General features: G+C 62.4%; 23 protein-coding genes, 1 tRNA gene and 1 pseudogene. 16 read left to right on the top strand and 9 right to left on the bottom strand.

Annotation, left to right across the window (positions count from 1 at the left end; all coding sequences use genetic code 11):
• Positions 1-78: 78 nt before the first annotated feature.
• A complete protein-coding gene (locus ACRTG1_RS18110; protein ID WP_432516775.1) occupies positions 79-678 on the top strand; it encodes a helix-turn-helix domain-containing protein in 600 nt (199 codons plus the stop codon).
• Positions 679-738: 60 nt separating this feature from the next.
• Here ACRTG1_RS18110 and ACRTG1_RS18105 read toward each other — a convergent pair.
• A pseudogene (locus tag ACRTG1_RS18105) lies at positions 739-1,347 on the bottom strand (integrase core domain-containing protein); the annotation flags it as partial.
• Positions 1,348-1,495: 148 nt separating this feature from the next.
• Positions 1,496-1,569 (bottom strand) — tRNA-Gln (locus ACRTG1_RS18100).
• A gap of 234 nt (positions 1,570-1,803) precedes the next feature.
• Between ACRTG1_RS18100 and ACRTG1_RS18095 the strand changes: the two genes are divergently transcribed.
• Together ACRTG1_RS18095 and ACRTG1_RS18090 are read left to right on the top strand one after the other, a co-directional pair.
• On the top strand, positions 1,804-3,138 hold the full coding sequence (locus tag ACRTG1_RS18095) for a Ppx/GppA phosphatase family protein (protein ID WP_297563139.1): 1,335 nt from the start codon (positions 1,804-1,806) through the stop codon (positions 3,136-3,138).
• Positions 3,135-3,854, top strand: a complete 720-nt coding sequence (locus tag ACRTG1_RS18090) for an RlmE family RNA methyltransferase (protein WP_113154432.1) — start codon at positions 3,135-3,137, stop codon at positions 3,852-3,854. The genes ACRTG1_RS18095 and ACRTG1_RS18090 overlap by 4 nt, the downstream gene beginning before the upstream one ends.
• A gap of 13 nt (positions 3,855-3,867) precedes the next feature.
• On the opposite strand, the gene ACRTG1_RS18085 is transcribed toward ACRTG1_RS18090, so the two are convergent.
• Positions 3,868-5,286, bottom strand: coding sequence for a DHA2 family efflux MFS transporter permease subunit (locus ACRTG1_RS18085; protein WP_113154433.1), 1,419 nt, complete (start codon positions 5,284-5,286; stop codon positions 3,868-3,870).
• A 302-nt stretch (positions 5,287-5,588) separates the two neighbouring features.
• Here ACRTG1_RS18085 and guaB point away from each other — a divergent pair, with 302 nt between their 5' ends.
• Entirely contained in the window at positions 5,589-7,091 is a 1,503-nt protein-coding gene (gene guaB, locus ACRTG1_RS18080) for an IMP dehydrogenase (protein ID WP_206547194.1), read from the top strand.
• A gap of 56 nt (positions 7,092-7,147) precedes the next feature.
• Here guaB and ACRTG1_RS18075 read toward each other — a convergent pair whose 3' ends face one another.
• Complete coding sequence (locus ACRTG1_RS18075) at positions 7,148-7,828, bottom strand: MIP/aquaporin family protein (RefSeq protein WP_206545781.1); 681 nt, start codon at positions 7,826-7,828, stop codon at positions 7,148-7,150.
• A 95-nt stretch (positions 7,829-7,923) separates the two neighbouring features.
• Here ACRTG1_RS18075 and ACRTG1_RS18070 point away from each other — a divergent pair, with 95 nt between their 5' ends.
• On the top strand, positions 7,924-8,337 hold the full coding sequence (locus ACRTG1_RS18070; RefSeq protein ID WP_113154436.1) for an MAPEG family protein: 414 nt from the start codon (positions 7,924-7,926) through the stop codon (positions 8,335-8,337).
• A gap of 3 nt (positions 8,338-8,340) precedes the next feature.
• On the opposite strand, the gene ACRTG1_RS18065 is transcribed toward ACRTG1_RS18070, so the two are convergent.
• Positions 8,341-9,252, bottom strand: a complete 912-nt coding sequence (locus ACRTG1_RS18065; protein WP_206545782.1) for a hydrogen peroxide-inducible genes activator — start codon at positions 9,250-9,252, stop codon at positions 8,341-8,343.
• Positions 9,253-9,392: 140 nt separating this feature from the next.
• Here ACRTG1_RS18065 and katA point away from each other — a divergent pair, with 140 nt between their 5' ends.
• The 11 genes from katA to ACRTG1_RS18010 all read left to right on the top strand — a co-directional run bounded on the left by katA (position 9,393) and on the right by ACRTG1_RS18010 (position 19,712).
• Positions 9,393-10,898, top strand: a complete 1,506-nt coding sequence (gene katA, locus ACRTG1_RS18060) for a catalase KatA (RefSeq protein WP_206547195.1) — start codon at positions 9,393-9,395, stop codon at positions 10,896-10,898.
• A 132-nt stretch (positions 10,899-11,030) separates the two neighbouring features.
• Positions 11,031-12,317 carry an RsmB/NOP family class I SAM-dependent RNA methyltransferase gene (locus ACRTG1_RS18055; protein ID WP_432516774.1) on the top strand — a complete coding sequence of 429 codons (1,287 nt, stop codon included), beginning with the start codon at positions 11,031-11,033 and terminating at the stop codon, positions 12,315-12,317.
• 34 nt (positions 12,318-12,351) lie between these two features.
• Positions 12,352-12,819 (top strand): PaaI family thioesterase, encoded by a 468-nt coding sequence (locus ACRTG1_RS18050; protein ID WP_113154440.1) that lies wholly within the window; start codon positions 12,352-12,354, stop codon positions 12,817-12,819.
• Positions 12,816-13,457, top strand: coding sequence for a 5'-methylthioadenosine/S-adenosylhomocysteine nucleosidase (locus ACRTG1_RS18045; RefSeq protein WP_206554094.1), 642 nt, complete (start codon positions 12,816-12,818; stop codon positions 13,455-13,457). Before ACRTG1_RS18050 ends, ACRTG1_RS18045 begins: the two co-directional genes overlap by 4 nt.
• Positions 13,458-13,582: 125 nt before the next feature.
• Positions 13,583-15,145, top strand: a complete 1,563-nt coding sequence (guaA, locus tag ACRTG1_RS18040; RefSeq protein ID WP_113154442.1) for a glutamine-hydrolyzing GMP synthase — start codon at positions 13,583-13,585, stop codon at positions 15,143-15,145.
• Between the two features lie 7 nt (positions 15,146-15,152).
• A complete protein-coding gene (locus ACRTG1_RS18035; RefSeq protein WP_113154443.1) occupies positions 15,153-15,515 on the top strand; it encodes an ArsC family reductase in 363 nt (120 codons plus the stop codon).
• A 157-nt stretch (positions 15,516-15,672) separates the two neighbouring features.
• Positions 15,673-17,220, top strand: a complete 1,548-nt coding sequence (locus ACRTG1_RS18030) for a phospholipase D family protein (protein WP_432516773.1) — start codon at positions 15,673-15,675, stop codon at positions 17,218-17,220.
• Between the two features lie 20 nt (positions 17,221-17,240).
• Positions 17,241-17,759, top strand: coding sequence for an HdeD family acid-resistance protein (locus ACRTG1_RS18025; RefSeq protein WP_224873405.1), 519 nt, complete (start codon positions 17,241-17,243; stop codon positions 17,757-17,759).
• Positions 17,760-17,768: 9 nt separating this feature from the next.
• The gene (locus tag ACRTG1_RS18020; protein ID WP_113154446.1) at positions 17,769-18,281 is read left to right on the top strand and encodes an HdeD family acid-resistance protein; all 513 of its coding nucleotides are present in this window, start codon (positions 17,769-17,771) and stop codon (positions 18,279-18,281) included.
• Entirely contained in the window at positions 18,265-19,347 is a 1,083-nt protein-coding gene (locus ACRTG1_RS18015) for an AI-2E family transporter (RefSeq protein WP_206545788.1), read from the top strand. The genes ACRTG1_RS18020 and ACRTG1_RS18015 overlap by 17 nt, the downstream gene beginning before the upstream one ends.
• Positions 19,344-19,712, top strand: coding sequence for a potassium channel family protein (locus ACRTG1_RS18010; RefSeq protein WP_204360789.1), 369 nt, complete (start codon positions 19,344-19,346; stop codon positions 19,710-19,712). Before ACRTG1_RS18015 ends, ACRTG1_RS18010 begins: the two co-directional genes overlap by 4 nt.
• 40 nt (positions 19,713-19,752) lie before the next feature.
• On the opposite strand, the gene ACRTG1_RS18005 is transcribed toward ACRTG1_RS18010, so the two are convergent.
• From ACRTG1_RS18005 to ACRTG1_RS17990, 4 genes are all read right to left on the bottom strand, one after another.
• Positions 19,753-19,992 carry a hypothetical protein gene (locus ACRTG1_RS18005; RefSeq protein WP_206545789.1) on the bottom strand — a complete coding sequence of 80 codons (240 nt, stop codon included), beginning with the start codon at positions 19,990-19,992 and terminating at the stop codon, positions 19,753-19,755.
• A 174-nt stretch (positions 19,993-20,166) separates the two neighbouring features.
• Positions 20,167-21,024 (bottom strand): pantoate--beta-alanine ligase, encoded by an 858-nt coding sequence (gene panC / locus ACRTG1_RS18000; protein WP_206545790.1) that lies wholly within the window; start codon positions 21,022-21,024, stop codon positions 20,167-20,169.
• Positions 21,021-21,866, bottom strand: a complete 846-nt coding sequence (panB, locus tag ACRTG1_RS17995; protein WP_432516772.1) for a 3-methyl-2-oxobutanoate hydroxymethyltransferase — start codon at positions 21,864-21,866, stop codon at positions 21,021-21,023. Before panB ends, panC begins: the two co-directional genes overlap by 4 nt.
• A 119-nt stretch (positions 21,867-21,985) precedes the next feature.
• On the bottom strand, positions 21,986-22,975 hold the full coding sequence (locus tag ACRTG1_RS17990; RefSeq protein ID WP_206545792.1) for a hypothetical protein: 990 nt from the start codon (positions 22,973-22,975) through the stop codon (positions 21,986-21,988).
• Positions 22,976-23,397: the final 422 nt, after the last annotated feature.

The following is a 23,397-nucleotide window of genomic DNA, read 5'->3' as shown; positions in this document are numbered from 1 at the left end:
TTTTCCTATGCGAAAATAATTTCCAATCGACTGGAGGCTTGATACAACCATCTGAGATTGAAAGAGGAACACCGGCTCATGACCACCACCCAGGCACTGGGGGCACGGCTCAGACACTTGCGCAAGTCCCGTCAATTGACGCTCAGTGACCTTGCTTCACTCTCGGGCGTTGCCGTTTCCACAATCTCCAAAATTGAAAATGGCGCGCTTTCCCCGACGCTGGACAAAGTCCTGCGCCTGGCGGAGGGGCTTGACCTGACAATCGGGCAGTTGATCGGGGATGACAAAAGCGAGAAGTCGTCGCCCAATAGCCGCTTCGCACCGTCGAGGGATGGCGATGGTGTTGTGATCGATACCAAGAACTATGTGTACAGATATCTTTGTGGAGAGTTGACCAACAAGAGAATGGTTCCCATTCACGCGCGCATCAAAGCATCATCCATCAAGGAGTTTGGCCCGCTGGAGAAGCATGGCGGCGAAGAGTTTCTGGTCGTTATCGATGGGGAGGTCGTTGTGCATTCGGAGTTCTATGCACCTGTGAGGCTGGGACCTGGCGAGAGCATCTATCTCGACAGCACAATGGGGCATGCCTACGTCAATGCAGGGGATCGGGACGCCGAGGTTTTTTGCATCTGCACGGAGCCGTTACGGGTTTCAAAAGACTCTGAGGCTGAGTGACGCGCACCCCGTTTTTGGACCGGTCCGAACCGGAACTTCCGCGGGGGGGGGGGGGCTAGCTCAGGCGGCAGGATGTGCCGATGAGCCTTTCATGAGCGATATCGGCGGCTTGTTGCCGATTGCGCTGTGCGGGCGGACATTGTTGTAGTCCTTACGCCATTCCTCCATTTTCGAGCGGGCGTCGTCAAGCGTCAGGAACCAGTGCGCATTGAGGCACTCCGTCCTGAACTTGCTATTGAAGGACTCGATGAACGCATTGTCCGTGGGCTTCCCGGACGCGAATGTCGAGATCGACGCCACGCTGATAGGCCCATAGGTCAAGATCACGGGAGATGAACTCCGAGTCCTGGTCAACCCGGATCGTCTTCGGGTAGCCGACCAGCCGACATGTCCGTTCCAGCGTCGCCACGACATCTTCTCCCCGGTAGCCGTAGCGCACCCGCGTTGCCGTGATCTCCTTGATCCTTGCCTTCAAGGCAGCCTCGTCGCCACGTTTCGACTTGTAGTGATAAAGCGAGGTATCAACCCTCAGGCAGGCGCAGGCACGACGGATCGATACCTTCCAGTCCTGACGAACCTCATCCACAAGAAGGCGGCGGCGAGCAGGCTTCAGAGCTTTTTTGCAAGAACGTCCTGCAGCATGGCCTTGTCGAGTGTCGGGTCGGCAACGTCCAATGAGTCTGGTGAGACTGCGGGCCATTCCGGCCTCGGTTTGGGCGGGGAACACTGTCTCCGTCTGCCCGACGGCCGCGCAAGCCGCTGCAATGTCACGCAAAACAGCGCGATAAAGCGGTGCATATCAATGTTTGGGAAGAAATGGCTGGGGAACCTGGATTCGAACCAGGACTAACGGAGTCAGAGTCCGTGGGTCTACCGTTAACCTATTCCCCAGCGGGCGGCGGTGGCCGCTTTCGACACGCTATTTAACAAGCTGAATTTCATAGTCAAGGGCACAGGCGTATTCAATTTCGGGATTGCGCAATTTTCTTTGTAATCATCGAACAGTGCGTTTCAGGCAAACACCGCTATTGGTGAAATCGACGCCGGCTGATACGTTGGCGGCAACTAAACGAAATAAGCTGCCTGACGCGCCCCCGAGGCTTGCGCGGCGGCGAAGGAATAGCGGTGGAAAACCACGACCACGGCGATGTTTCGCCGGTTGAGAGGGTCGTCCGGGATGCCGCGTCGGATGGGGGATCAACCCTCGGCTTCGACGATCGGTCGGCCGGCCCCTCTGCATGCAGGGATGGTGCGTCTGCATCATCCGGCAGCGCGGATGTGCGCGATGGCGATGAGCCCGTGCGCAAGCGGAAGCGCAGAAAACGGCGGAAACGCCGGGCTTTCGTGCGTGATGCGCAGGAAGGCGTCGCCGCACAGGAAGCGCCCCAAAGCGAACCCAAAAAACCAAAACGCCCGCAACAGGCCCGTCGACGCGAATCATCGCAGGAAAGCCAGCGCGCCTCCTATGCGGCGCTCGATCTGGGCACGAACAATTGCCGGCTTCTCGTGGCGACGCCCACGCGGCCGGGATATTTTCGTGTCGTCGACGCCTTTTCGCGAATCGTTCGCCTGGGCGAGGGGCTTTCGATCGAAGGCCGCCTGAGTGACGCTGCCATGGATCGCGCGGTCTCGGCGCTCAGCGTCTGCGCCGACAAGCTCGGCAATCGCCGGCCCAAGCGCATGCGGCTGATCGCGACGGAAGCCTGTCGCTCGGCGCAGAATGGCGCGGCCTTCATTGAGCGCGTGAAGAAGGAAACCGGGCTCAGGCTCGAAATCATCGACCGGCAGACCGAGGCCCGCCTGGCGGTGGCCGGTTGCAGCACGCTGGTCGAGCGTGGCACGGAAGGCGTGGTCCTGTTCGACATTGGCGGCGGCTCGTCGGAAATCGCGCTGGTGGACATTTCGCGCCACCGCACGCCACGGCTCGCCGATCACATCGTCGCCTGGACATCGTTGCCGGTGGGCGTGGTGTCGCTTGCCGAACGCTTTGGCGGACACCATGTGACGCCCGAGAGCTTTGCTGCGATGGTCGATGCGGTGAGCGAGATGCTCGACCGGTTCGATGATGGCGGGCGGCTGGCGCAGGTCGCCGCCGGCGGGCGCTTCCACCTGATCGGCACCTCCGGAACGGTGACGACGCTTGCGGGCGTTCATCTGGGGCTGGCGCGCTATGACCGCCGCCAGGTCGACGGTTTGTGGATGGAGCGGGACAATGTAGACCGCATGATCGACACGCTGCTTTCGTGGGATTTCGAGCAGCGCAAGGCCAATCCCTGCATCGGCGCGGACCGGGCGGATCTGGTGCTTGGCGGCTGCGCGATCCTTGAGGCGATACGCCGCCGCTGGCCCTCGGAACGGCTGAGAGTGGCCGACCGGGGCCTGCGCGAAGGCATGTTGAGTGAAATGATGGCGGCCGATGGCGCTTGGCGTCGCCGGCGGCGGACGGGACGGAGTGCATGACCAAGAAACCGGCAGGCAAGAGCGGTGGCGCACGCGCGCTCAAGACGCGCATCAAGAAGACCAAGCTCAAGAATTCGTCGCGCCGCTGGCTCGAACGCCATCTGAACGATCCCTATGTGCACAAGGCGCAGGCCGAGGGCATGCGCTCGCGCGCGGCTTACAAGCTGACCGAGATCGATGACCGCCACAAGCTCCTGTTTCCGGGCGCGCGGGTTATCGATCTGGGGGCGGCTCCCGGTGGCTGGTGTCAGGTGGCGGCCGAGCGCGTCAACTCGACGCCGGAGAACCCGCTGGTGGTCGGTATCGATTATCTGGGCATGGATGCGGTGCCGGGCGCCATCGTTCTGGAAATGGACTTTCTGGATGATGATGCGCCAGAGCGCCTGATGGAGACGCTTGGCGCAGAGCCGGATCTGGTGATCTCCGACATGGCCGCGCCGACAACCGGGCACCGTCAGACAGATCATCTGCGCACCATGCATCTGTGCGAGACGGCGGCGGATTTCGCCCTGTCAGTGCTCAAGCCCGGCGGCCACTTCCTTTGCAAGGCCTTTCAGGGCGGTGCGGAAACCGGCCTGCTCGATCAGCTGAAGCGCAACTTCAAGTCGGTTCATCATGTGAAGCCGCAGGCCTCGCGGGCGGAATCGGTGGAGCTTTATCTGCTCGCCAAGGGCTTCAAGGGCCGCAAGAAGGAAGAACCCGAAGACGAAGCGTAAGGCGCAAAACGCCTTACTCTGCTGCGGGAGCCGGCGTCGCTGATGCGGCGCTTCTGCGGCGTTTGTGGCCCGACACCCTGCTGCCCGTCTCTGGCGGGAGGCTGAGGAACGGAATGGCCGCCAGTGCTGAAAGACCAGCCACGATCAGGAAGGCGTTGAAGAACGCATCGATGCCCAGAGCGGTGCCGGTGACAAGCGCGGTTGCCTCAAGAATGCCGCCGCCCACGGCCACGCCCATTGCAATGCTCACCTGCTGGAAAGCCGCAGAAAGCGTGGCGGCCTGACTGGCCTCCCGGTCGCCGAGCTCTGAGAATGTGAGCGCGTTGGATGACGTGAAGAAGAGCGAGCGCAGAAGGCCTGAAAACACCAGAACCGTGATGATGGTCCAGTGCGATGTCTGCGGCGTGAAGAAGGCGTTGACGCCGATGCTGGCCGCACCCAGCAGGGATGCGGTGACCAAAACGACGCGGAAGCCGCCAAGGCGCAGCGCCGTGCTGGCGATGAACTTCATGGCAATGGCCCCAAAGGCCGAAGCGAATGTCAGAAGGCCGGACTGGAAGGGCGTGAGCCCGAACACGACCTGGAACATCAGCGGCAGCAGGAACGGCACTGCGCCGACGCCGATGCGGAACAGCGAGCCGCCGATGATCGACGAGCGGAAGGCGCGGTTGGCGAACAGGCCGAGATTGAGAACCGGATGCGAGGTGCGCCGTGCATGACGCACGTAAAGCACGGCTGCAAGCGCGCCGATGAGCACGGTGCAGACACCGACAATCGGCGGCAGGGCGGGCAGGCTGATGACCGAAAGGCCGAACACCAGACCGGAGGCGGCGATGCTTGAGAGCATGAAGCCGATCGTGTCCAGCCGGCCGGTCTCCTGTTTGGGAAACTCCGGCAGCACGCGGCCCGAGACATAGATGCCCAGAAGGCCGATGGGCACATTGATCAGAAAGATCCAGTGCCAGGAAAAATAGGTGGTGATGAAGCCGCCCAGCGGCGGGCCGGCCACGGGGCCGATCAGCGCGGGGGCGGCGAGCCACGCCATGGCGCTGACGAGCTTTTCGCGCGGCACGGCGCGCACCAGCACCAGCCGTGCGACGGGCGTCATCATTGCGCCGCCCATACCCTGCAGGAAGCGCGCCAGAACGAACGAAGCCAGCGAATTGGAAAAGGCGCAGGCGATGGAGCCGATCACGAACACGCCGATGGCGATGCGGAAGACCCGCTTTGCGCCGTAGCGGTCTGCCATGAAGCCGCTGATGGGAATGAAAATCGCCAGCGAGACGAGATAGCTGGTCAGCGCGAGTTTCAGCGTGACCGGGCTGGTGTCGAGGTCGGCAGCGATGGCCGGCAGCGAGGTGGCGATGACGGTGGAATCCATCTGCTCCATGAAGAGCGCGACGGCGAGTATGAGCGGCAGTGTGCGGTTCAAGGCTTTATGTTCCTGTGCCGGTCTGTCGCGGGAAGGGGCCGCGGAGAGGGGGAATTGTGGGCAGACCGGATCAGCGTTGGAGGCTTTAGCACGGCGCGTGCGGCCTGTCCTGTGGCAGTGGCGGAGCTGTGTTGGTGCTGTCATGTCATGTGGACAACAATTGTTACGCTTACAAAGCACCACCTTTTCAAGTCGGCGCTGACGTGGTACCAGCCAGCGCCAATCCTGAAAGGGAATCACACAGACGAGGCCTTGCTTTTGAGTGGCGAGGTCGCGTGTCCTCTTATTCCAAAGGGTCGGCCATGGCTAAAATCATCGAGACTGCAACCGGCGCCGAGGCGCTTACTTTCGACGACGTGCTCCTGCAGCCCGGCCACTCGGAAGTGATGCCCGGCCAGACGGACGTGCGCACGCGCATTGCCGGCGACATCGATCTCAACATTCCGATCCTTTCCGCCGCCATGGACACGGTGACGGAAGCGCGTCTCGCCATCGCCATGGCGCAGGCCGGCGGCATCGGCGTCATTCACCGCAACCTCTCGCCCATCGAGCAGGCCGAGGAAGTGCGCCAGGTCAAGAAGTTCGAGTCGGGCATGGTGGTGAACCCCATCACAATCGGCCCTGACGCAACGCTGGCCGAGGCGCAGGCGCTGATGCGCGCCCATGGAATTTCGGGCATTCCGGTTGTCGAGAATGGCGGCGCTGGCGGTCACACAACGGGTCGTCTTGCCGGTATCCTGACAAACCGCGACGTGCGTTTCGCTTCCGATCCCGAGCAGCGTGTGCGCGAGCTGATGACGCATCAGGATCTTGTCACCGTGCAGGAAGGCGTCGCTCAGGACGAGGCCAAGCGCCTTCTCCACCAGCACCGCATCGAAAAACTTCTCGTGGTTGATGACGCGTCCAACTGCGTCGGCCTCATCACCGTCAAGGACATCGAGAAGTCGCAGCTCAACCCGCATGCTTCCAAGGATGCGCAGGGCCGCCTTCGCGCCGCCGCCGCAACCAGCGTCGGCGAGGATGGTTTCGAGCGCGCCGAGCGCCTGATCGATGCCGGCGTCGACCTTCTTGTGATCGATACCGCCCACGGCCACTCCCAGCGCGTGCTCGACGCAGTGGCGCGGGCCAAGAAGCTCTCCAGCAATGTGCGCATCATTGCCGGTAACGTCGCAACCGCCGAAGGCACACAGGCGCTCATCGACGCCGGTGCGGATGGCGTGAAGATCGGCATCGGGCCGGGCTCCATCTGCACCACGCGCATCGTCGCCGGTGTGGGCGTGCCGCAGCTCTCGGCCATCATGTCGGCGGTGGAAGTGGCGGACAAGGCGGGCGTTTCGCTGATCGCCGATGGCGGCATCAAGTTCTCCGGCGATCTCGCCAAGGCGCTTGCCGCCGGTGCATCGGCGGCAATGGTTGGTTCGCTGCTCGCCGGCACGGATGAAAGCCCGGGCGAGGTCTATCTGCACCAGGGCCGTTCCTACAAGGCGTATCGCGGCATGGGTTCGGTTGGCGCGATGGCGCGCGGGTCGGCGGATCGCTACTTCCAGGCGGAAGTGCGCGATACGCTGAAGCTCGTGCCTGAGGGCATCGAAGGCCAGGTGCCCTACAAGGGACCGGCTGGCGGTGTTCTGCACCAGCTCACCGGTGGTCTGAAGGCGGCCATGGGTTATGTCGGCGCGGCCAATCTGGAAGAGTTCCGCCGCAAGGCGACCTTTGTGCGCATCTCCGGTGCGGGCCTGCGTGAAAGCCACGCGCATGACGTCACGATCACCCGTGAAAGCCCGAATTATCCGGGCGGCGTGTGAGCGCTTCAGGCATCTACGCGTTTGGAAAAGGGCCGCTCAGGCCCTTTTTTATTGCGTCAGGCGCGCTCCAGGTATCCTGTTCTTCCCAGAATGCCGGCGAGGATCGCCCCGGTAAGCGGTGCGGCGATGAACAGCCAGAGCTGGTTCATCTCGCGCGCGCCGGCAAACAGGGCGGGGCCGATTGAGCGCGCGGGATTGATGGACGTGCCCGTCACCGGGATGAGGCACAGGTGAAGGACCGCAAGCGTCAGTCCGATCACCATGCCGGAAAGCGCGGTGCGGTGTTTCTTGGCGGTTACCCCCAGAATGACCGTCACGAAAATGAAGGTGCCGAGCGCTTCAAGCGCGAAGGCGGTGGGTGTGGGGTAAAGTCCGGCGGATTCCCAGCCGTTTGCGGCGCGTGAAACGGGAGCGACCGCGTTGTTGCCCTGCGCAATGCCCCAGAGGGCTGCTGCGGCGAGCGTTCCGCCGACAATCTGCGCCAGAATGTAGGGAAGCACGTCGCGGGCCGGCATGCGCCCCGAAAGAAAAACGCCGGCGGTGACTGCCGGGTTCATATGCGCGCCGGAAACGGGGCCGATGGCATAGGCCATGGCAATGACGGCAACGCCGAATGACAGGGCGATGCCGATGCCGCCCAGCGGCAGAAGATTGCCGAATCCCCCGGCGATGATGCTCGCACAGCCCAGAAAGACGAGGCAGAACGTGCCGAAACACTCGGCGGCATAAGCTTTCATGATTCGATCCTTGCAATGTGGGCAACCTTGCAAAGGCTCTGGATTTAGGAGCTGATGGGGAAATCAGGATTCACAGTTCACACAGGGGGAAGACCATGTCCCAGACCGCCATTTTCTGGCCGATGATCGCGCAGGTGGCGCTGGTCTATGCGGTTTATCTGCTGATCGGCATGCGGCGGAAGAAGGCGGTGGAAAGCGGCAGCGCCACGGTCTCGCAGTTTCGCGAAAACCGCGATGAGCCGGCGGAAAGCCTCTATGTGCGCAACAATCTGGCCAATCAGTTCGAGCTGCCGGTGCTCTTTTATGCGGTCTGCCTGGCGCTTTTCGTGACCGGGGGTGCCGGCGTGGCGGCGGTCTCGCTGGCCTGGGTCTTCGTTCTGTCGCGCTGCGGTCATGCTTATGTGCATGTTACGTCGAACAGGATACGCCACCGCCAGCCGCTGTTTGTGCTGGGGTTCTTCGCGCTTGGCGCAATGTGGCTTCTGCTCGCCCTGCGGCTGGCGATCTGAGGTTCAGCCGCGCGCGAGAAGTGCCGTGTGAGCCTGCAGGATCGCCTCGTGCAGGGCCGCGAAATCGGCCTTGCGCGGATTGGACTTTCGGCCAGCCAGGCATATGCTGCGGGAAGGGCCGGGGGCGAGAAACGGCAGCACGCTGACGGAGGGCAGGAGCTTTGCCGAAGCGCGCGCCATTTGCGGTATGAGGGTCACGCCCATCCCATGCGACACCATGTGCAAAAGCGTCGTCAGGCTGGTTGCGCCGAAGGTCTCCATGGTGACCGGTTTCACCTTGCCGCAGATTTCCAGCGCCTGTCCGCGCATGCAGTGCCCGTCTTCCAGAAGCATCAGCCGTTCGAGCGCCATGCTCTCCTGCGCCACGGGCGGGGCAAGGCGTTCGGCGTCTTCGCTCGGCACGGCGAGATAGAAGGGGTCGTCAAAAAGCGCTTCGGGCAGCAACCGGTTGTCATCGATGGGCCGCGCCGCGATCATGGCATCGAGCCTGCCGGTCGCCGTGTCCTCGGCCAGCGTCTCGGTAACCGCCTCGCGCACCTCAAGCCGCAGTTTGGGAAACCGCTGTTTGAGAAGCGGCAGAAGCTCGGGCAGCAGGTAAGGCGCAATCGTGGGGATGACGCCAAGGCGGAAACGGCCTTCAAGCGCCTTGCGCTCGCGCCGGGCCTCGCCCTCCAGCTCCCGGATCTCGGAGAGAATGCGCACCACGCGCGGAAGCAGCGTATGGGCCTCGGCGGTCAGGCGCACGGCCCCGCTGCCGCGTTCGAACAGCTTGAAACCGAGCTGCGCCTCCATTTCGGAAATCTGCGCCGAAAGGGCAGGCTGCGTCACGCCGCAGCTCGTGGCCGCGCGTCCGAAATGAAGCGTTTCGGCCAGTCGCTCGAAATACTGCATCTGTCTGATGGTGAGGCGTATCATAACTTCAGATTATCGCATCGAATATGAAAGACAATTGGAATTTATGAGGCGGTGTGACTACCTTCAATTTGTTCCAAGCCATGCCGCAGTCCAACCGGCAACCGGTCAGGCACCGGAGAGCAAGCAAGGGAGTATCTTTCATGGCAGACAAACCCACGATGACCACGTCCGCTGGCGCCCCCGTCAGCGACAACCAGAATTCCGTGACTGCGGGTGAGCGCGGACCGGTTCTCCTTCAGGATTACCAGCTCATCGAAAAGCTTGCGCACCAGAACCGCGAACGCATTCCCGAGCGCGTGGTGCACGCCAAGGGCTGGGGCGCGCATGGCGTGCTGAAGATCACCGGCGACATTTCGAAATACACCATCGCCAAGGCGCTGCAGCCGGGCGCTGAAACGCCGATGCTGGCGCGCTTCTCCACCGTTGCGGGCGAGGCGGGCGCAGCCGACGCCGAGCGCGACGTGCGCGGCTTTGCACTCAAATTCTACACCGAGGACGGCAACTGGGACCTGGTGGGCAACAACACGCCCGTGTTCTTCGTCCGCGATGCGCTGAAATTCCCGGACTTCATTCACACGCAGAAGCGTCACCCGCGCACCAATCTGCGGTCGCCCACGGCGATGTGGGATTTCTGGTCGCTGTCGCCGGAAAGCCTGCATCAGGTGACCATCCTCATGTCCGACCGCGGCCTGCCGGTCGCGCCGATGTACATGAACGGCTACGGCTCGCACACCTATTCGCTGTGGAATGACAAGGGTGAGCGCTTCTGGGTGAAATTCCACTTCAAGACCATGCAGGGCCACAAGCATTACACCAATGCCGAGGCTGAAGAGGTGGTCGGGAAGACCCGCGAAAGCTATCAGGAAGCCCTGTTCGGCACGATTGAGCGCGGCGAATTCCCCAAGTGGAAGGTGCAGGTGCAGATCATGCCCGAGGCCGATGCGGAGAAGACCGAGTACAATCCGTTCGATCTCACCAAGGTATGGCCGCACGCGGACTATCCGCCCATCGACATCGGTGTGATGGAGCTGAACCGCAACCCGGACAACTACTTCACCGAGATCGAGAACGCGGCGTTCTCGCCCTCCAACATCGTGCCGGGCATCAGCTACTCGCCGGACAAGATGCTGCAGGCGCGCATCTTCTCCTACGCCGATGCGCACCGCTACCGGCTGGGCACGCATTATGAGACGATCCCGGTAAACCAGCCGAAATGCCCGGTTCACCACTATCACCGTGATGGCGAGATGAACACGTTCGGCGGCATCAAGACCGGCAATCCGGATGCATTCTATGAGCCCAATTCCTTTGGCGGTCCGGTGGAAAGCCCGGCTGCGAAGGAGCCGCCGCTCAGGATCTCGGGCGATGCGGATCGCTATAACCACCGCATCGGCAATGATGATTACGGCCAGCCGCGCGCGCTCTTCAACCTCTTCGACGAGGGCGAGAAAAACCGGCTGTTCTCCAACATCGCCGCCGCCATGGGCGGGGTGCCAGGCGAAATCATCGAGCGCCAGCTCGCGCATTTCGACAAGGTGCATCCCGATTACGGGAACGGCGTGCGCAAGGCGCTGAAGGAAGCGCACGGCTATGAGGCCAATGCGGTTCCGGTGACCGGCAAGACACCGCAGCACGCTGCGGAATAGAAAACCGGCAAAAGGCTCGGATCAGTACCGGGGATAAGTGACGGGCGTGGAGCGATCCACGCCCGTTTCACTTGTGCAAATGGCCTGTACCGGCTAGCTGTTCGCCATTCGGGTAACCGGCAAAGGTAAGACATGCGACTTGGCGGACGGCTGGCTGCGGCCATTGAGATTCTGGACGATATCGACCGGCGATACAGGCCGGCAGCGGATGCGCTGAGAGACTGGGGACTGTCCCACCGTTTCGCTGGCTCCAAGGATCGCGCCGCCATCGGCAACATCGTTTACGATGCGCTGCGCCGCAAACGCTCTGCCGGCTGGATTTTTCAGGAAGAAACGCCACGCGCGCTGGCCTTCGGCGCTCTGCTTTTGCAGGGCGATTGCACGCCGGACATGCTCAACGCCGCGCTGGCGGAAGACAGTTTCGCGCCGCCGCTGCTCTCCACCGATGAAATTGCCCGCATTGCGGATCACCCGCTTGATGCCGCGCCCGATGGCGTGCGTGCGGAAAGCCCTGAATGGTGCGAGCCGCTTTTGAAGCGCACCTGGGGCGATGACTGGGTGGCGGAAGCCGCAGCGCTTTCGGAACGCCCGCCGCTCGACATGCGAACCAACACGCTCCGGGCCACGCGCGATCAGGTTGCAAAGGCGCTTGCCAGCGCCGGTGCGCTGCCCTGCGATCTCGCGCCGCAGGGCCTGCGCGTCCCGGCCATCGAAGGGCAGGGGCGGCATCCCAATGTGCAGTCCGAGCAGGCTTTCCGCGATGGCTGGTTCGAAGTGCAGGACGAGGGGTCACAGATCGTCGCAGAGCTGACGGATGCGACGCCGGGCATGCAGGTGCTCGATTTCTGCGCCGGCGCGGGCGGCAAGTCGCTCGCCATGTCCGCAGCCATGGGCAATACCGGCCAGATCCACGCATTCGATGCAGACAGGAAACGGCTTGCCCCCATCATCGACCGGCTGAAGCGGGCAGGGTGCCGCAATGTGCAGGCGGTGGCGGATGAGGCTGCCCTTGCGCCCTTCGAGGGACGGCTCGATCTGGTCGTGGTCGATGCGCCCTGCACCGGGGCCGGCACCTGGCGGCGCAGGCCCGACGCCAAATGGCGGCTGGGTGAGAAGCAGCTGGAACAGCGTCAGGCCGAGCAGGCCGAAATTCTCGCCAAGGCCGCGCGTTTCGTGCGTCCCGGCGGTCGTCTCGCCTACATTACATGCTCGGTTTTTGCCGAAGAGAACGAAGATCAGGTCCGCGCCTTCATTGAGGCAAATCCGGCGTTTCGCCCGGTGGACCATGAGGCGCTCTGGGAAAGGCACTTCCCCGGCAAGGCGGCCAGGGCAAGAATAGACCGGGCGACCGGCATCGCGCTTTCGCCCCACCGCACTGCAACGGACGGTTTCCACTTCGCCGCTCTGGAGCGCGTCTGAGAGAGGCCGGAACCGCGGCACAGGAGGTCTGCTTATGAACGGGACCAATCCCAACGAGACCAATCCCACGGATGTCGAAGCGCGGGTGCGCGCAAGCTTTGCCCGCCAGAAGATGATGCAGACCATCGGCGCGGAGCTGACGCTCGTGACGCCGGGCATTGTCGAGATCGAGATGCCTCATGCCGAAGGGCTGACCCAGCAGCACGGCTTTCTGCATGCGGGCGTGATTTCGACAGCGCTCGATTCTGCCTGCGGTTATGCCGCCTTTTCGCTGATGCCGGTGGATGCTGCGGTGCTGACCATCGAATTCAAGGTCAATCTGCTTGCGCCGGGGCGCGGAGAGCGCTTTCTGTTTCGCGGCGAGGTCACCAAGCCCGGCCGCACCATCATTGTCGCTGACGGCCAGGCCTATGCCTATTCTTCTGAAGGAGATGCCAAGTTGATCGCCACCATGACCGGAACCATGATGACCATCGTCGGACGGGAAGGGCTGGAAGGATGACGCGGGCTCCCGTGGAACCGGCCATCCTCTCCGGCAAGCGCGTTCTCTTCGTGATGGCGGCGGATGCCGAATATGGCCCGCATCTCAAGAAGCGCTTCACACCGCTGATGACCGGCATCGGCCCGGTCGAGGCCGGTGTTGTTCTGGGCGCCGAGCTTGCGCTGCTTGACGCGGAAGGGCAGTTGCCCGACCTGCTCGTGTCGCTTGGCTCGGCCGGCAGCCGCTCGCTGGAGCAGACCGAGGTTTATCAGGCGACCGCCGTGTCCTACCGCGACATGGATGCCTCGCCGCTCGGTTTCGAGAAGGGCGTGACGCCGTTCCTCGATCATCCGGCGGTCATGCCCCTGCCGCATCGCATTCCCGGCATTCGCGAGGCAACGCTTTCGACCGGCGCGAATATCGTTTCGGGCGCGGCCTATGACGCCATCGACGCCGAGATGGTGGACATGGAGACGTTTGCGGCGCTGCGCGCCTGCCAGCGCTTCGGTCTCGGTCTGGTGGCGCTGCGCGGCATCTCCGATGGCGCTGCCGAACTGCAGCACGTGGCCGACTGGACGGAGTATCTGCACGTCATCGACGAGAAGCTCGCATCGGCCGTGGATCAGTTGGAAGAAGCCCTCGCCAAGGGGCTTTTGTGATGGCGCGCTGCATGATTTTCAGTACAAACAGACCAGCCGCTTCAGGCCCGGATGCGGCGTTTCGGCACCGGGAAAACTTTGCCCGCCCGCTTGCGCCCACCCGTATCTTTCTCTAAAGGCTCGCCATGAAAACGACATCCCATCCCGACACAGTTCTCATCGTTGATTTCGGCAGCCAGGTCACGCAGCTCATTGCGCGACGGGTGCGCGAAGCCGGAGTCTATTGCGAAATCGCACCGTTCCAGTCGGCGGAAGAGGCGTTTGAGCGCCTTGCGCCCAAGGCGGTCATCCTCTCCGGCAGCCCGGCCTCGACGGTCGATATCGGCAGCCCGCGCGCGCCGCAGGTGATCTTCGATTCCGGTCTTCCGGTGCTCGGCATCTGCTATGGCGAGCAGACCATGTGCGCCCAGCTCGGCGGCAAGGTCGAAGGCAGCGATCACCGTGAATTCGGTCGCGCCTTCCTCGAAATCGAGGACGATTGCCCGCTGTTCGAAGGCATCTGGGCCAAGGGCACGCGCCATCAGGTTTGGATGAGCCATGGCGACCGCGTGACGGCCATTCCGCCGGGCTTCCGCGTTGTCGGCACCTCCACGGGCGCGCCGTTTGCGGCCATCGCCAATGAGGAGCGCAAATATTACGGCGTGCAGTTCCACCCCGAAGTGGTGCACACGCCGGATGGCGCGAAGCTTCTTTCGAATTTCGTGAACAACATTGCCGGCCTTCAGGGCGACTGGACGATGGCCGCCTATCGCGAGCAGGCCGTCGAAGCCATCCGCAAGCAGGTTGGCGACGGCAAGGTGATCTGCGCGCTTTCCGGCGGCGTCGATTCCTCCGTGGCCGCGCTGCTCACCCATGAAGCCATTGGCGATCAGCTCACCTGCATTCTGGTCGATCACGGCCTGATGCGTAAGAACGAGGCGGCGGAAGTCGTCGCCATGTTCCGCGAGCACTACAATCTCCCGCTCATCCTGGTGGACGCCTCCGACCGCTTCATCGGCGCTCTGGAAGGCGAGAGCGACCCGGAGACGAAGCGCAAGACCATTGGCCGCCTGTTCATCGAAGTGTTCGAGGAAGAGGCAAAGAAGCTCGGCGGCGCCGACTTCCTGGTGCAGGGCACGCTTTATCCCGACGTGATCGAGAGCGTCTCGTTCACCGGCGGTCCCTCGGTCACCATCAAGTCGCACCACAATGTGGGCGGTCTGCCCGAGCGCATGAACATGAGCCTGGTGGAGCCGCTGCGCGAGCTCTTCAAGGACGAAGTGCGCGTGCTCGGCAAGGAGCTGGGCCTGCCCGACAGCTTCATCGGCCGCCATCCCTTCCCGGGACCGGGCCTCGCCATCCGCTGCCCCGGCGGCGTGACCCGCGAGAAGCTCGAGATCCTGCGCTCCGCCGATGCGATCTATCTGGACGAAATCCGCAAGGCCGGTCTCTACGACGCGATCTGGCAGGCCTTCGCCGTGCTTCTGCCGGTGCAGACCGTGGGCGTTATGGGCGATGGACGCACCTATGAGTTCGTCTGCGCGCTGCGCGCGGTAACGTCGGTCGACGGCATGACCGCCGATTTCTACCATTACGACATGGAATTCCTCGGCCGCGCGGCGACCCGCATCATCAACGAGGTGAAGGGCATCAACCGCGTCGTTTACGACGTGACGTCCAAGCCGCCCGGCACCATCGAGTGGGAGTGATCCGGCGATGAACGCTTCGAACCCTGTCGTGATCTACGGCATCAAGAACTGCGACACGATGAAGAAGGCGCGGTCCTGGCTTGAGGCGCATGACGTTGCGCATGCGTTTCACGACTACAAATCCGCCGGCATCGACCGTGAGCGGCTGGAAGCCTGGGTCCGCGAGCTGGGCTGGGAAAAGGTTCTCAACCGCGCCGGCACGACGTTCCGCAAACTGTCCGATGCGGACAAGGCGGATCTCGACGCCGACAAAGCCGTCAAGCTGATGCTGGAGCAGCCCAGCATGATCAAGCGCCCGGTTCTGGATCTCGGCGATCAGCGCATCCTTGGCTTCAAGCCCGAAATCTACGAGACCGCCTTCGCCTCCTGAACGAAGGCGCACCGGCGAGAAAGACAAGGGGCTCCCGCACCGGCGAGAGCCCCTTTTTCATTCCGATTCTCGACACGCAAAGCCGGTTTCTTGCCAATTCTTCATATAGTTGGGATACATTGGGGCTTCTATCCACGCGGCCGGGAGCTCCTTGCGCATGAAGCGGGTGATACTCACTCTGATTTCCATCGCGATCGCGGCCACCGTGGCGGTGATCATTCTGCGCCTGCTGTTCCCGCTTCCAGACATTTCCAATCGCGCGCCGGAAAAGACGATTGCGGTCGATCCCGCCACACCGCTGGGGCGGTTGATGGCGCAGGGAGCCTCAAGCCACCCCGGCAAAACCGGCGTTCTTCCGCTGGCCGATGGCAAGGATGCGCTGGCGAGCCGGCTCGCGCTGATCGAGCGGGCCGAAGTCTCCATCGATGCGCAATATTACATCTGGCATGACGATACGTCCGGCATCCTGCTTCTGGCAGCTCTGAAAGAGGCCGCCGACCGCGGTGTGCGGGTGCGCCTCCTGCTCGACGACAATGGCGTGCCGGGGCTCGACGGCTACATGGCCGCGCTGAACACGCTGCCGAATTTCGATATCCGGCTGTTCAATCCTTCCACGGTGCGCCGGCCAAAGCTCTTCGGATATACGTTCGACTTTTTCCGCATGAACCGGCGCATGCACAACAAGGCACTGATCGCGGACGGTGCGGCGGCGATTATCGGCGGCCGCAACATCGGCGATGAATATTTCCAGATCGGCGACGCCTTCTATGTGGACATGGACGTGCTGGCGACGGGCCATGTGCTGCCGCAGACGGCGGCCGTGTTCGATCAATACTGGAACAGCGCTTCCGTGTTCGGCGTCGAGACGATCATCAATGGTTCGGGCGACATGGCCAACTTCGAGACGCGTGTCGCGGAGGTGGAGGGCAGCGAGGAAGCCCGCGCGGTTCTGGCCGAACTGGAAAGCAGTGCGGCGCGTTATGCCGGGGGCGGCGAGGCGCTTGAATGGACCAATGTGCAGCTCGTGGCCGACGATCCGGTCAAGGGGCAGGGCATCGCCACGCGCGATCAACTCATGATCATGCGGCTGGGCGCGCTTCTCGGCGAAACGCGCGAGCGGCTTGATCTGATCTCGGCCTATTTCGTGCCGGGAAAGATCGGGGCCGCCTATTTCGGGGATCTGGCGCGCACCGACAGGCAGGTGAACATCCTGACCAACGCGCTCAACACCACGGATGTGCTTCTCGTTCACAGCGGCTATGCCAAATACCGGCGCGAGCTTCTGGAGGCCGGCGTCAATCTTTATGAGCTGAAGCTGCGTGGCGGGGTGACGCCTGAATCGGCGATCCAGTTGAAGCCGCTGGGGCTTTCGGGCGCGAGCCTGCACGCGAAGACCTTCGCGATGGATGGCGAGCGCATCTTTATCGGGTCGTTCAACTTCGATCCGCGCTCGGCGATGCTGAATTGCGAGATGGGTTTCCTGATCGACAGTCCGTCCATGGCGCAGCAGGTGAGCGCCGGCTTTGATGGTCCGCTCGATCTGGTAAGCTATCAGCCTGAACTCACACCGGAAAACAAGATGATCTGGGTAGAGGAGAAGCGGCAGGGCGATCCGGTAATCTATCAGGAAGAACCTGGCGCTACATGGTTCCAGCAGATTGCTACAGTTGTTATCGGCTGGTTGCCGGTGGAATGGCTGCTCTAGGCGGCCTCAAGGAGAGTAAAATGAAGAACTGGTTCTGGTGGTTGCTCGCGGGCATTATCTCGCTTGTCGGTGGTTTTATCGCGCTGGCCAATCCATTGGCCGCAACGCTCACGGCCGAGCTTCTGGCCGGCTGGGTGTTTATCGTTGTGGGCATTCTGACGATCCTGTCGGTGTTCAACGATCAGGGGTGGGGCGGACGGCTTCTGTCCATCCTGCTGGGGCTGGCGCTGCTTTTCGTTGGCGTGAGCCTGATCGCGAACCCGCTCGGCGGCATGGTCTCGCTGACCTTCGTGGTCGCTGCGATGCTTCTGGCCATGGGCGTGATGCGCATTTTCCTGGGCATTGGCGCATCGGATTCGCGTCTGCGCTGGATCATGATCCTGGCCGGCATCGTCTCGCTGGTGCTCGGTGGCATGATTCTCGCGAACTTCCCGCAGTCGGCGCTGGTCGTTCTGGGCATTTTCCTCGCCGTGGAACTGATCTCCAATGGCGTGTCCCTGATTGTGCTGGCGCTTTCCCGCAAAAGCCCGGCAGCGTGAGAGGATAAAATGAAGCACTGGATGTTGTGGCTCCTGGCCGGCGTTGTGGCGCTGGTCGGTGGCCTGGCTGCCCTGTTCAACCTGAACTCGGCCTCAAACCTGACGATCACGCTGGGTGGCTGGGCGCTGGTCATCGTCGGCGCCCTTCAGGGCTGGGCAGCCTATAAGGCGAAGGACGTTCGCACGATGACCGGCGCAGGGCTGCTGGCGGCAGCCGCGCTTTTTCTCGGCGTGTCGCTTCTGTTCGGACCGTTTGGCGATGGCAGCATACTGCGCGTCCTGCTGGGTGTGTTCCTGCTCGCGTCGGGCCTCGGCAAGGTGTGGATGGGGCGCAGCCTGCGCGGTGACACGGTTTTCCCCGCGCTGCTCGTGGCGGGCGGCGTATCGGCCGTTCTCGGCCTGATCGTGCTCATGGGCCTCAGCCTCAATTTCGGGCTGATCGTTGCACTCGAACTGCTCGCAAGCGGCGCTGCACTCGTGCTTCTGTCGCTGCGTCTGAGACAACATGCTCCAAAAGGCTGATCCGCTTCGTGCCTTCACCACACTGGTCATGGCCGTCGTACTGGCGGTCCTGATCGGGTGGATACTTGTGGTCGGGAAATCGGTTCTGATGCCGATCTTCATCGCGATCATTTCCGTCTATGTCCTGCTCACCGCGACAGCGGCGCTTGCCCGGGTGCCGCTGATCGGCCTGTTGCCGGAATGGGCGCTCAGGGGCGTTGTGCTGGCGATTTTCGTTCTGGTGCTGCTGCTTCTGGCGAGCGTTCTGGTCGGCACGGCAGAGCAGGTGATGGCGCGCCTGCCCGTCTACCAGAAGAACCTGACGGATATGCTGGAGAGCATATCGGCCCGCTTCGAGATTGAAGAAATTCCCAATCTCAGCACGCTGATCGAGACGCTCTGGGGGCGGATCAACCTGCAGCGGATTGCGGCTGTCGGCATCGGCTCGGTCGGCTCGCTGGCCGGCGTGATCTTCATGGCCGTGATCTATTCCACCTTTCTGATGGCCGAGCGTGGCGGCTTTGCGCGCAAGATCGCTGCTGTCCTGCCTCAGGAGCGGGCCAGCCAGGCGCATATGATGGTGCGCGACATCAACCGCAATATCGGCGAATACCTTACCGTCAAAACGCTTGTGAACGTCATTCTGGGCGTCATGTCCTTTACGGTCCTCAAGCTGTTTGGCGTCGATTTTGCGCTGTTCTGGGCGGTGCTTATCGGCCTCTTGAACTACATCCCCTATGTGGGGTCGCTGCTTGGCGTGGTCTTCCCCGTGCTTCTGACGCTTGCGCAGTTCGGTTCGATCCAGACGACGGTTGTTGTTGCGATCCTGCTCACGGGTGCGCAGATGTGGGTCGGCAATTCTCTGGAGCCGCGAATGATCGGGCGGCGGATCAACATGTCGCCTTTCGTGGTGCTTGTGTCGCTTGCGCTCTGGTCGTCCCTGTGGGGCATTCCGGGCGCCATTCTGGCCATTCCGCTCACTTCGATGTTTGCAATCATTCTGGCAAACTTCGAGGGCACGCGGCCGATTGCACTCCTTCTTGCCGAAGACGTGCAGGCGGTGCTGCAAAACGGCGAAGAAAAATGAGGATGATCGCGGAACTCTGGCGGGGGGTGCGTGCGGCCTTTTCCGACAGGAATGTTCTGAGCCTGATGGCTTTCACATGCACCATCGTTCTGTGTGCCGCGATCTTCTATTCCTGGGCTGAAGACTGGTCTTTTCTGGATGCAGTCTATTTCTCGGTCATCACCATCTCGACCGTGGGCTATGGAGACTTCTCCCCGCAAACCTTTGCAGGCAAGATGTTCACCATCGTCTATGTGCTGATTGGCCTCGGTGTCTTCGTGGCCACGGCCACCACCGTCGCCACCGCCATCTTGTCCCATCGTCTCAAGGATGAAGACGGGGCGGACAGGAAAAAGCGTGCAGGGCGCACAAAAAAACGGCCCTGAATGTCAGGGCCGTTTTAGCTGGGAAACAGACAATGTTGCATCAATCGCTGACCACCGTGCGGTTGACCAGGTTCAGGCGACGGTCCGGACCGACGATGTAGATTTCGCGGTAGTGGGTACCCCTGTTGTAGAAGTCATTGAAGGTCACCGAGCCGATAGGGGTGTTGTCCAGCGTTGACATGCTGGTTTCGTAATTCAGGCTTCCCTTGATCGGTTCCACGGCGACTGAAGGTGCGGCGAGAAACAGCGTTGCCAATGCCGTCAGAATGAGGGTTTTCATAACGACCTCCCTGTAGATGGTGATTTTTTACGGACTTCGGCGCGATCTTACGCTTGCCGAAGCGCGGAGTATCGCAGGGCGGGCGATCACTGTGAAATCAAGTGGTTGGGATTGAAAATCACGCAGCTGTGACGGAAACGCTGTTGCAAAATCCGTATCAGCAAAAGCCGGTCTTCAATTCCCCAGAGGTATCACCGGCAGATTGTCGATGAGGCGTGTTTCACCCAGCCAGGCGGCGGCGAGCAGCCTTGCGGGTTGATCGACGCGCTCGATCGGAAGCAGGGTTTCTGCGTCCCTCAGGTCGAAATATTCGACACGGTCGAAACCGGCAGCTTCCAGTGCCGAACGCGCCGCCTCGAGCGCGGGCGCGGCCAGCATGCCAGAGGCGAGACGTTCGGCGGTCTCCCGCAGGACATTGGCGATGGCGGGGGCCGTGCGGCGTTCTTCCGGCGTCAGGCGCACATTGCGCGACGAGAGGGCAAGCCCGTCGGCCTCGCGCACGGTCGGGCAGCCGATTATCTCTGTCGGGATGTTGAGGTCGGCGACAAGCCGGCGCACCACCAGAAGCTGCTGAAAATCCTTTTCGCCGAAGAGCGCGCAGTCCGCGCCGCTTTGCAGCAGAAGCTTGCTGACCACGGTGGCGACGCCGTCGAAATGTCCGGGGCGGTGAGCACCGCACAGGCCCTCGCTGACGCCGGAGACCGAAACGGTAGTGGCGAAGCCGTTGCCATACATTTCCTCAACGCCGGGCGCGAACAGAACATCGACGCCGAATGGCGCAAGCTTCGCCGCGTCGTCAGCCTCGGTGCGCGGATAGGCTGCCAGATCCGAGGCGTTGTTGAACTGTTTGGGATTGACGAAGAGCGTCACGATCACGCGTTCCGCGCGCTCCCTGCCGGCCCGCACCAGGCTCAGATGGCCTTCGTGCAGCGCCCCCATGGTGGGCACCACCGCTACGCGCTCGCCGGCGCGCCGCCACGTCTGAACCCGGTCGCGCAGATCGGCAACGGTGCGGAGAATGCTGAGGCTCATTCGGTCTTTCCCTTGTGGAGCGCCGGGACGGTGTCGGAGAAAACATGTTCGGCGGCGGGGAAGCGCCTTGCGCGCACATCGCGCGCATAGTCGGCAATGGCTTCATCCGCTGTCTGACCGAGCTCTGCGAACCGCTTCACGAATTTCGGCCGGAACGTATCGAACATCCCGAGCATGTCGTCGACGACGAGGATCTGGCCGTCGCAGGACGCGGATGCGCCGATGCCGATCGTGGGGATGGGGGTGGTGGCGGTGATCCGGTCGGCAAGTGCGGCCGGGACCTTCTCCAGCACTACGGAAAACGCGCCGGCGTCCGCCACGGCTTCCGCGTCACGCAGAATGTGGAAGGCGTCATCGCCGCGCCCCTGCACCTTGTAGCCGCCGAAACTGTTCACCGCCTGCGGGGTCAGGCCGATATGCCCCATGACGGGAATGCCGTGGCGGGTGAGGAAGCGGATGGTCCTTTCCATCGTCTCACCGCCCTCCAGCTTGACGGCGGAACAGCCCGTTTCGGCCATGATGCGGGCGGCATTGCGAAAGGCCTGCTCCGGCGATTCCTCGTAGGAGCCGAAGGGCATGTCGACCACGAGCAGAGCGCGTTCCACGCCCCGCCGTACGGCCTTCCCGTGCATGATCATCATGTCGAGGGTAACGCCGAGCGTGCTTGGCAGACCGTGAAGAACCATGCCCACGCTGTCGCCGACAAGGATGATGTCGCAATGCCTGTCCACGATGCGGGCGAGGGGCGTGGTGTAGGCGGTGAGGCAGACAAGCGGTTCGCCCCCCTTTCTCGCCAGAATGTCAGGCGGCGTGAGAGCCGCAGTTCTTGCGGTGGCGCTCAATATACTCCTCCCTTCGCTTTCGCCAGACGATCCGGAAAGGGTCGCATCCGTGCGATAGCGACAGGGATATGACACAGTTTTTCGCAGTTGCGAAGGCGTGAGGCGCAGATTGGCGAATGTCAATCGCCATTGAAAATGTCGGGAGATGTAAGGGTTTGCGCCAGATCACCCGGTGCGATCGGTTGGCCGGCGAGCACGGTCTGGGCCGCTTTCAGGCCACCTGTGATGCGCCGCAGCATCGGACTGGGGCCGAGCGTATCAAGCGGCAGGCCCCATTGTCCCTTGCCAGGCGTGCGCTGCGGCCAGACCTTCAGTTCGAAGTAGCGCGCCGCCTTCCGGTCCACATCGCCCCAATACTGGATCACCGTTGCATTGGGAGCGCTCTTGGCGATCCAGCCGAGATCCTGAATGCCCAGCCGGGGTTCGTCATGCGGCCGCTTGGCAAGAAGGATGGCGTCCCAGCTGTGTTCGAATATCTGGTTGGCATGGGCCACGACAGCCACCTGCGCACCGGCCCGGCGCAGGCCCTGTTCCAGATTGTCGGAGAGGGGATTGTCACAGATGAGCACGATGTCCGCATCCTCCAGCGGAATTTCGGCATCCCTGAAAAGCGCCTGGCAAAGCGCGCTCTGGTATTCCCTGCCGCCCACGAGGGGGTGGGATTCATTGACGGCGGAAATGAGCACCTCATGTTCGAGACAGGCTTCCACATCCACCTCGCCGGTCAGCGTCATCCATGCTTCGTGGAGAAGCGCCACGACCGAGTGTTCGTGCATGCGCTCGATCAGGGACCTTGTGATGGGGCGAATGGATGGGCCGTTCACCAGAATGTTGGTGGTTCGACAGGTCTCGTCGTCTATGCGCTCTTCAATGGAGAGGGCGTCTGCAAGTCCGGCTGCTTCGGCCAGCGCACGCGTTGCGTCTGCTGCTTCTTCAGCAGGCTGGAAACGCGTGGCGGGCGGGGTGATGGCGGTGACGGCGCTTGCCCCGGCCATGAGTGCTATGGTGGCGGTGGCGGCCAGAAGCCCGTTGTCGACGGGAACCACAACGCGCATTCCCGACAGGCTCAGCTCGAAGGTGCGAATGTTCTCTTCGATGAGCGCGAGCATGTCGGCTGTGTCGGTTTGTTGAGTTGCGCGTTCTGAACTGCCACTGCTTGTCATGAGAATTCTGCCCGGTTCACCGACCTTTCCTGGTCCGCCGTCCGGTGCCTGGTTGGCCGACACCGGCTCACTGCCATCGTTTCGCATATCCTCCCGCTCCCCCGGTTCGCTCCTCTCCGTTTGAACCGGGAGACATCCCTCGCCATTGCCTCGGCGTGACGATCCGGAGCCTCGTTTATCTATTGCGTCAAGCCTGAAAGCCTCCCTGAAAACCTCAATGAAGGCGGTGGCTTAACACCCAATGACTTGTGTTGTGCAATGCCTGCAACTGCCTGAAATCATAAAAGCCCGCGCGCGCCGTGCAGATAGAACGTTGGTGCAAATCCCCTGCGCTTAGGTCTTATGCCTTTCATCTTGTCAGCGTATCG

Source organism: Nitratireductor sp. PBL-C9 (assembly GCF_050877045.1).
Taxonomy (GTDB): Bacteria; Pseudomonadota; Alphaproteobacteria; order Rhizobiales; family Rhizobiaceae; genus Nitratireductor; species Nitratireductor aquimarinus.
Note: the sequence above shows the minus strand (reverse complement) of the source record. Positions and strands in the feature narration are given on the sequence as shown.

Bases quoted from the DNA above. Each gene is read 5' to 3' on its own strand.
- ACRTG1_RS18015 (WP_206545788.1), top strand. From the start codon at position 18,265: ATGCTCCAAAAGGCTGATCCGCTTCGTGCCTTCACCACACTGGTCATG.
- ACRTG1_RS18065 (WP_206545782.1), bottom strand. From the start codon at position 9,252: ATGATACGCCTCACCATCAGACAGATGCAGTATTTCGAGCGACTGGCC.
- ACRTG1_RS18050 (WP_113154440.1), top strand. From the start codon at position 12,352: ATGAACGGGACCAATCCCAACGAGACCAATCCCACGGATGTCGAAGCG.
- ACRTG1_RS18090 (WP_113154432.1), top strand. From the start codon at position 3,135: ATGACCAAGAAACCGGCAGGCAAGAGCGGTGGCGCACGCGCGCTCAAG.
- guaB (WP_206547194.1), top strand. From the start codon at position 5,589: ATGGCTAAAATCATCGAGACTGCAACCGGCGCCGAGGCGCTTACTTTC.
- ACRTG1_RS18020 (WP_113154446.1), top strand. From the start codon at position 17,769: ATGAAGCACTGGATGTTGTGGCTCCTGGCCGGCGTTGTGGCGCTGGTC.
- ACRTG1_RS18070 (WP_113154436.1), top strand. From the start codon at position 7,924: ATGTCCCAGACCGCCATTTTCTGGCCGATGATCGCGCAGGTGGCGCTG.
- ACRTG1_RS18035 (WP_113154443.1), top strand. From the start codon at position 15,153: ATGAACGCTTCGAACCCTGTCGTGATCTACGGCATCAAGAACTGCGAC.
- katA (WP_206547195.1), top strand. From the start codon at position 9,393: ATGGCAGACAAACCCACGATGACCACGTCCGCTGGCGCCCCCGTCAGC.
- ACRTG1_RS18110 (WP_432516775.1), top strand. From the start codon at position 79: ATGACCACCACCCAGGCACTGGGGGCACGGCTCAGACACTTGCGCAAG.
- ACRTG1_RS18025 (WP_224873405.1), top strand. From the start codon at position 17,241: ATGAAGAACTGGTTCTGGTGGTTGCTCGCGGGCATTATCTCGCTTGTC.
- ACRTG1_RS18045 (WP_206554094.1), top strand. From the start codon at position 12,816: ATGACGCGGGCTCCCGTGGAACCGGCCATCCTCTCCGGCAAGCGCGTT.
- ACRTG1_RS18005 (WP_206545789.1), bottom strand. From the start codon at position 19,992: ATGAAAACCCTCATTCTGACGGCATTGGCAACGCTGTTTCTCGCCGCA.
- ACRTG1_RS17990 (WP_206545792.1), bottom strand. From the start codon at position 22,975: ATGCTCGCGCTCATCGAAGAGAACATTCGCACCTTCGAGCTGAGCCTG.
- guaA (WP_113154442.1), top strand. From the start codon at position 13,583: ATGAAAACGACATCCCATCCCGACACAGTTCTCATCGTTGATTTCGGC.
- panC (WP_206545790.1), bottom strand. From the start codon at position 21,024: ATGAGCCTCAGCATTCTCCGCACCGTTGCCGATCTGCGCGACCGGGTT.
- ACRTG1_RS18030 (WP_432516773.1), top strand. From the start codon at position 15,673: ATGAAGCGGGTGATACTCACTCTGATTTCCATCGCGATCGCGGCCACC.
- ACRTG1_RS18055 (WP_432516774.1), top strand. From the start codon at position 11,031: ATGCGACTTGGCGGACGGCTGGCTGCGGCCATTGAGATTCTGGACGAT.
- ACRTG1_RS18010 (WP_204360789.1), top strand. From the start codon at position 19,344: ATGAGGATGATCGCGGAACTCTGGCGGGGGGTGCGTGCGGCCTTTTCC.
- ACRTG1_RS18075 (WP_206545781.1), bottom strand. From the start codon at position 7,828: ATGAAAGCTTATGCCGCCGAGTGTTTCGGCACGTTCTGCCTCGTCTTT.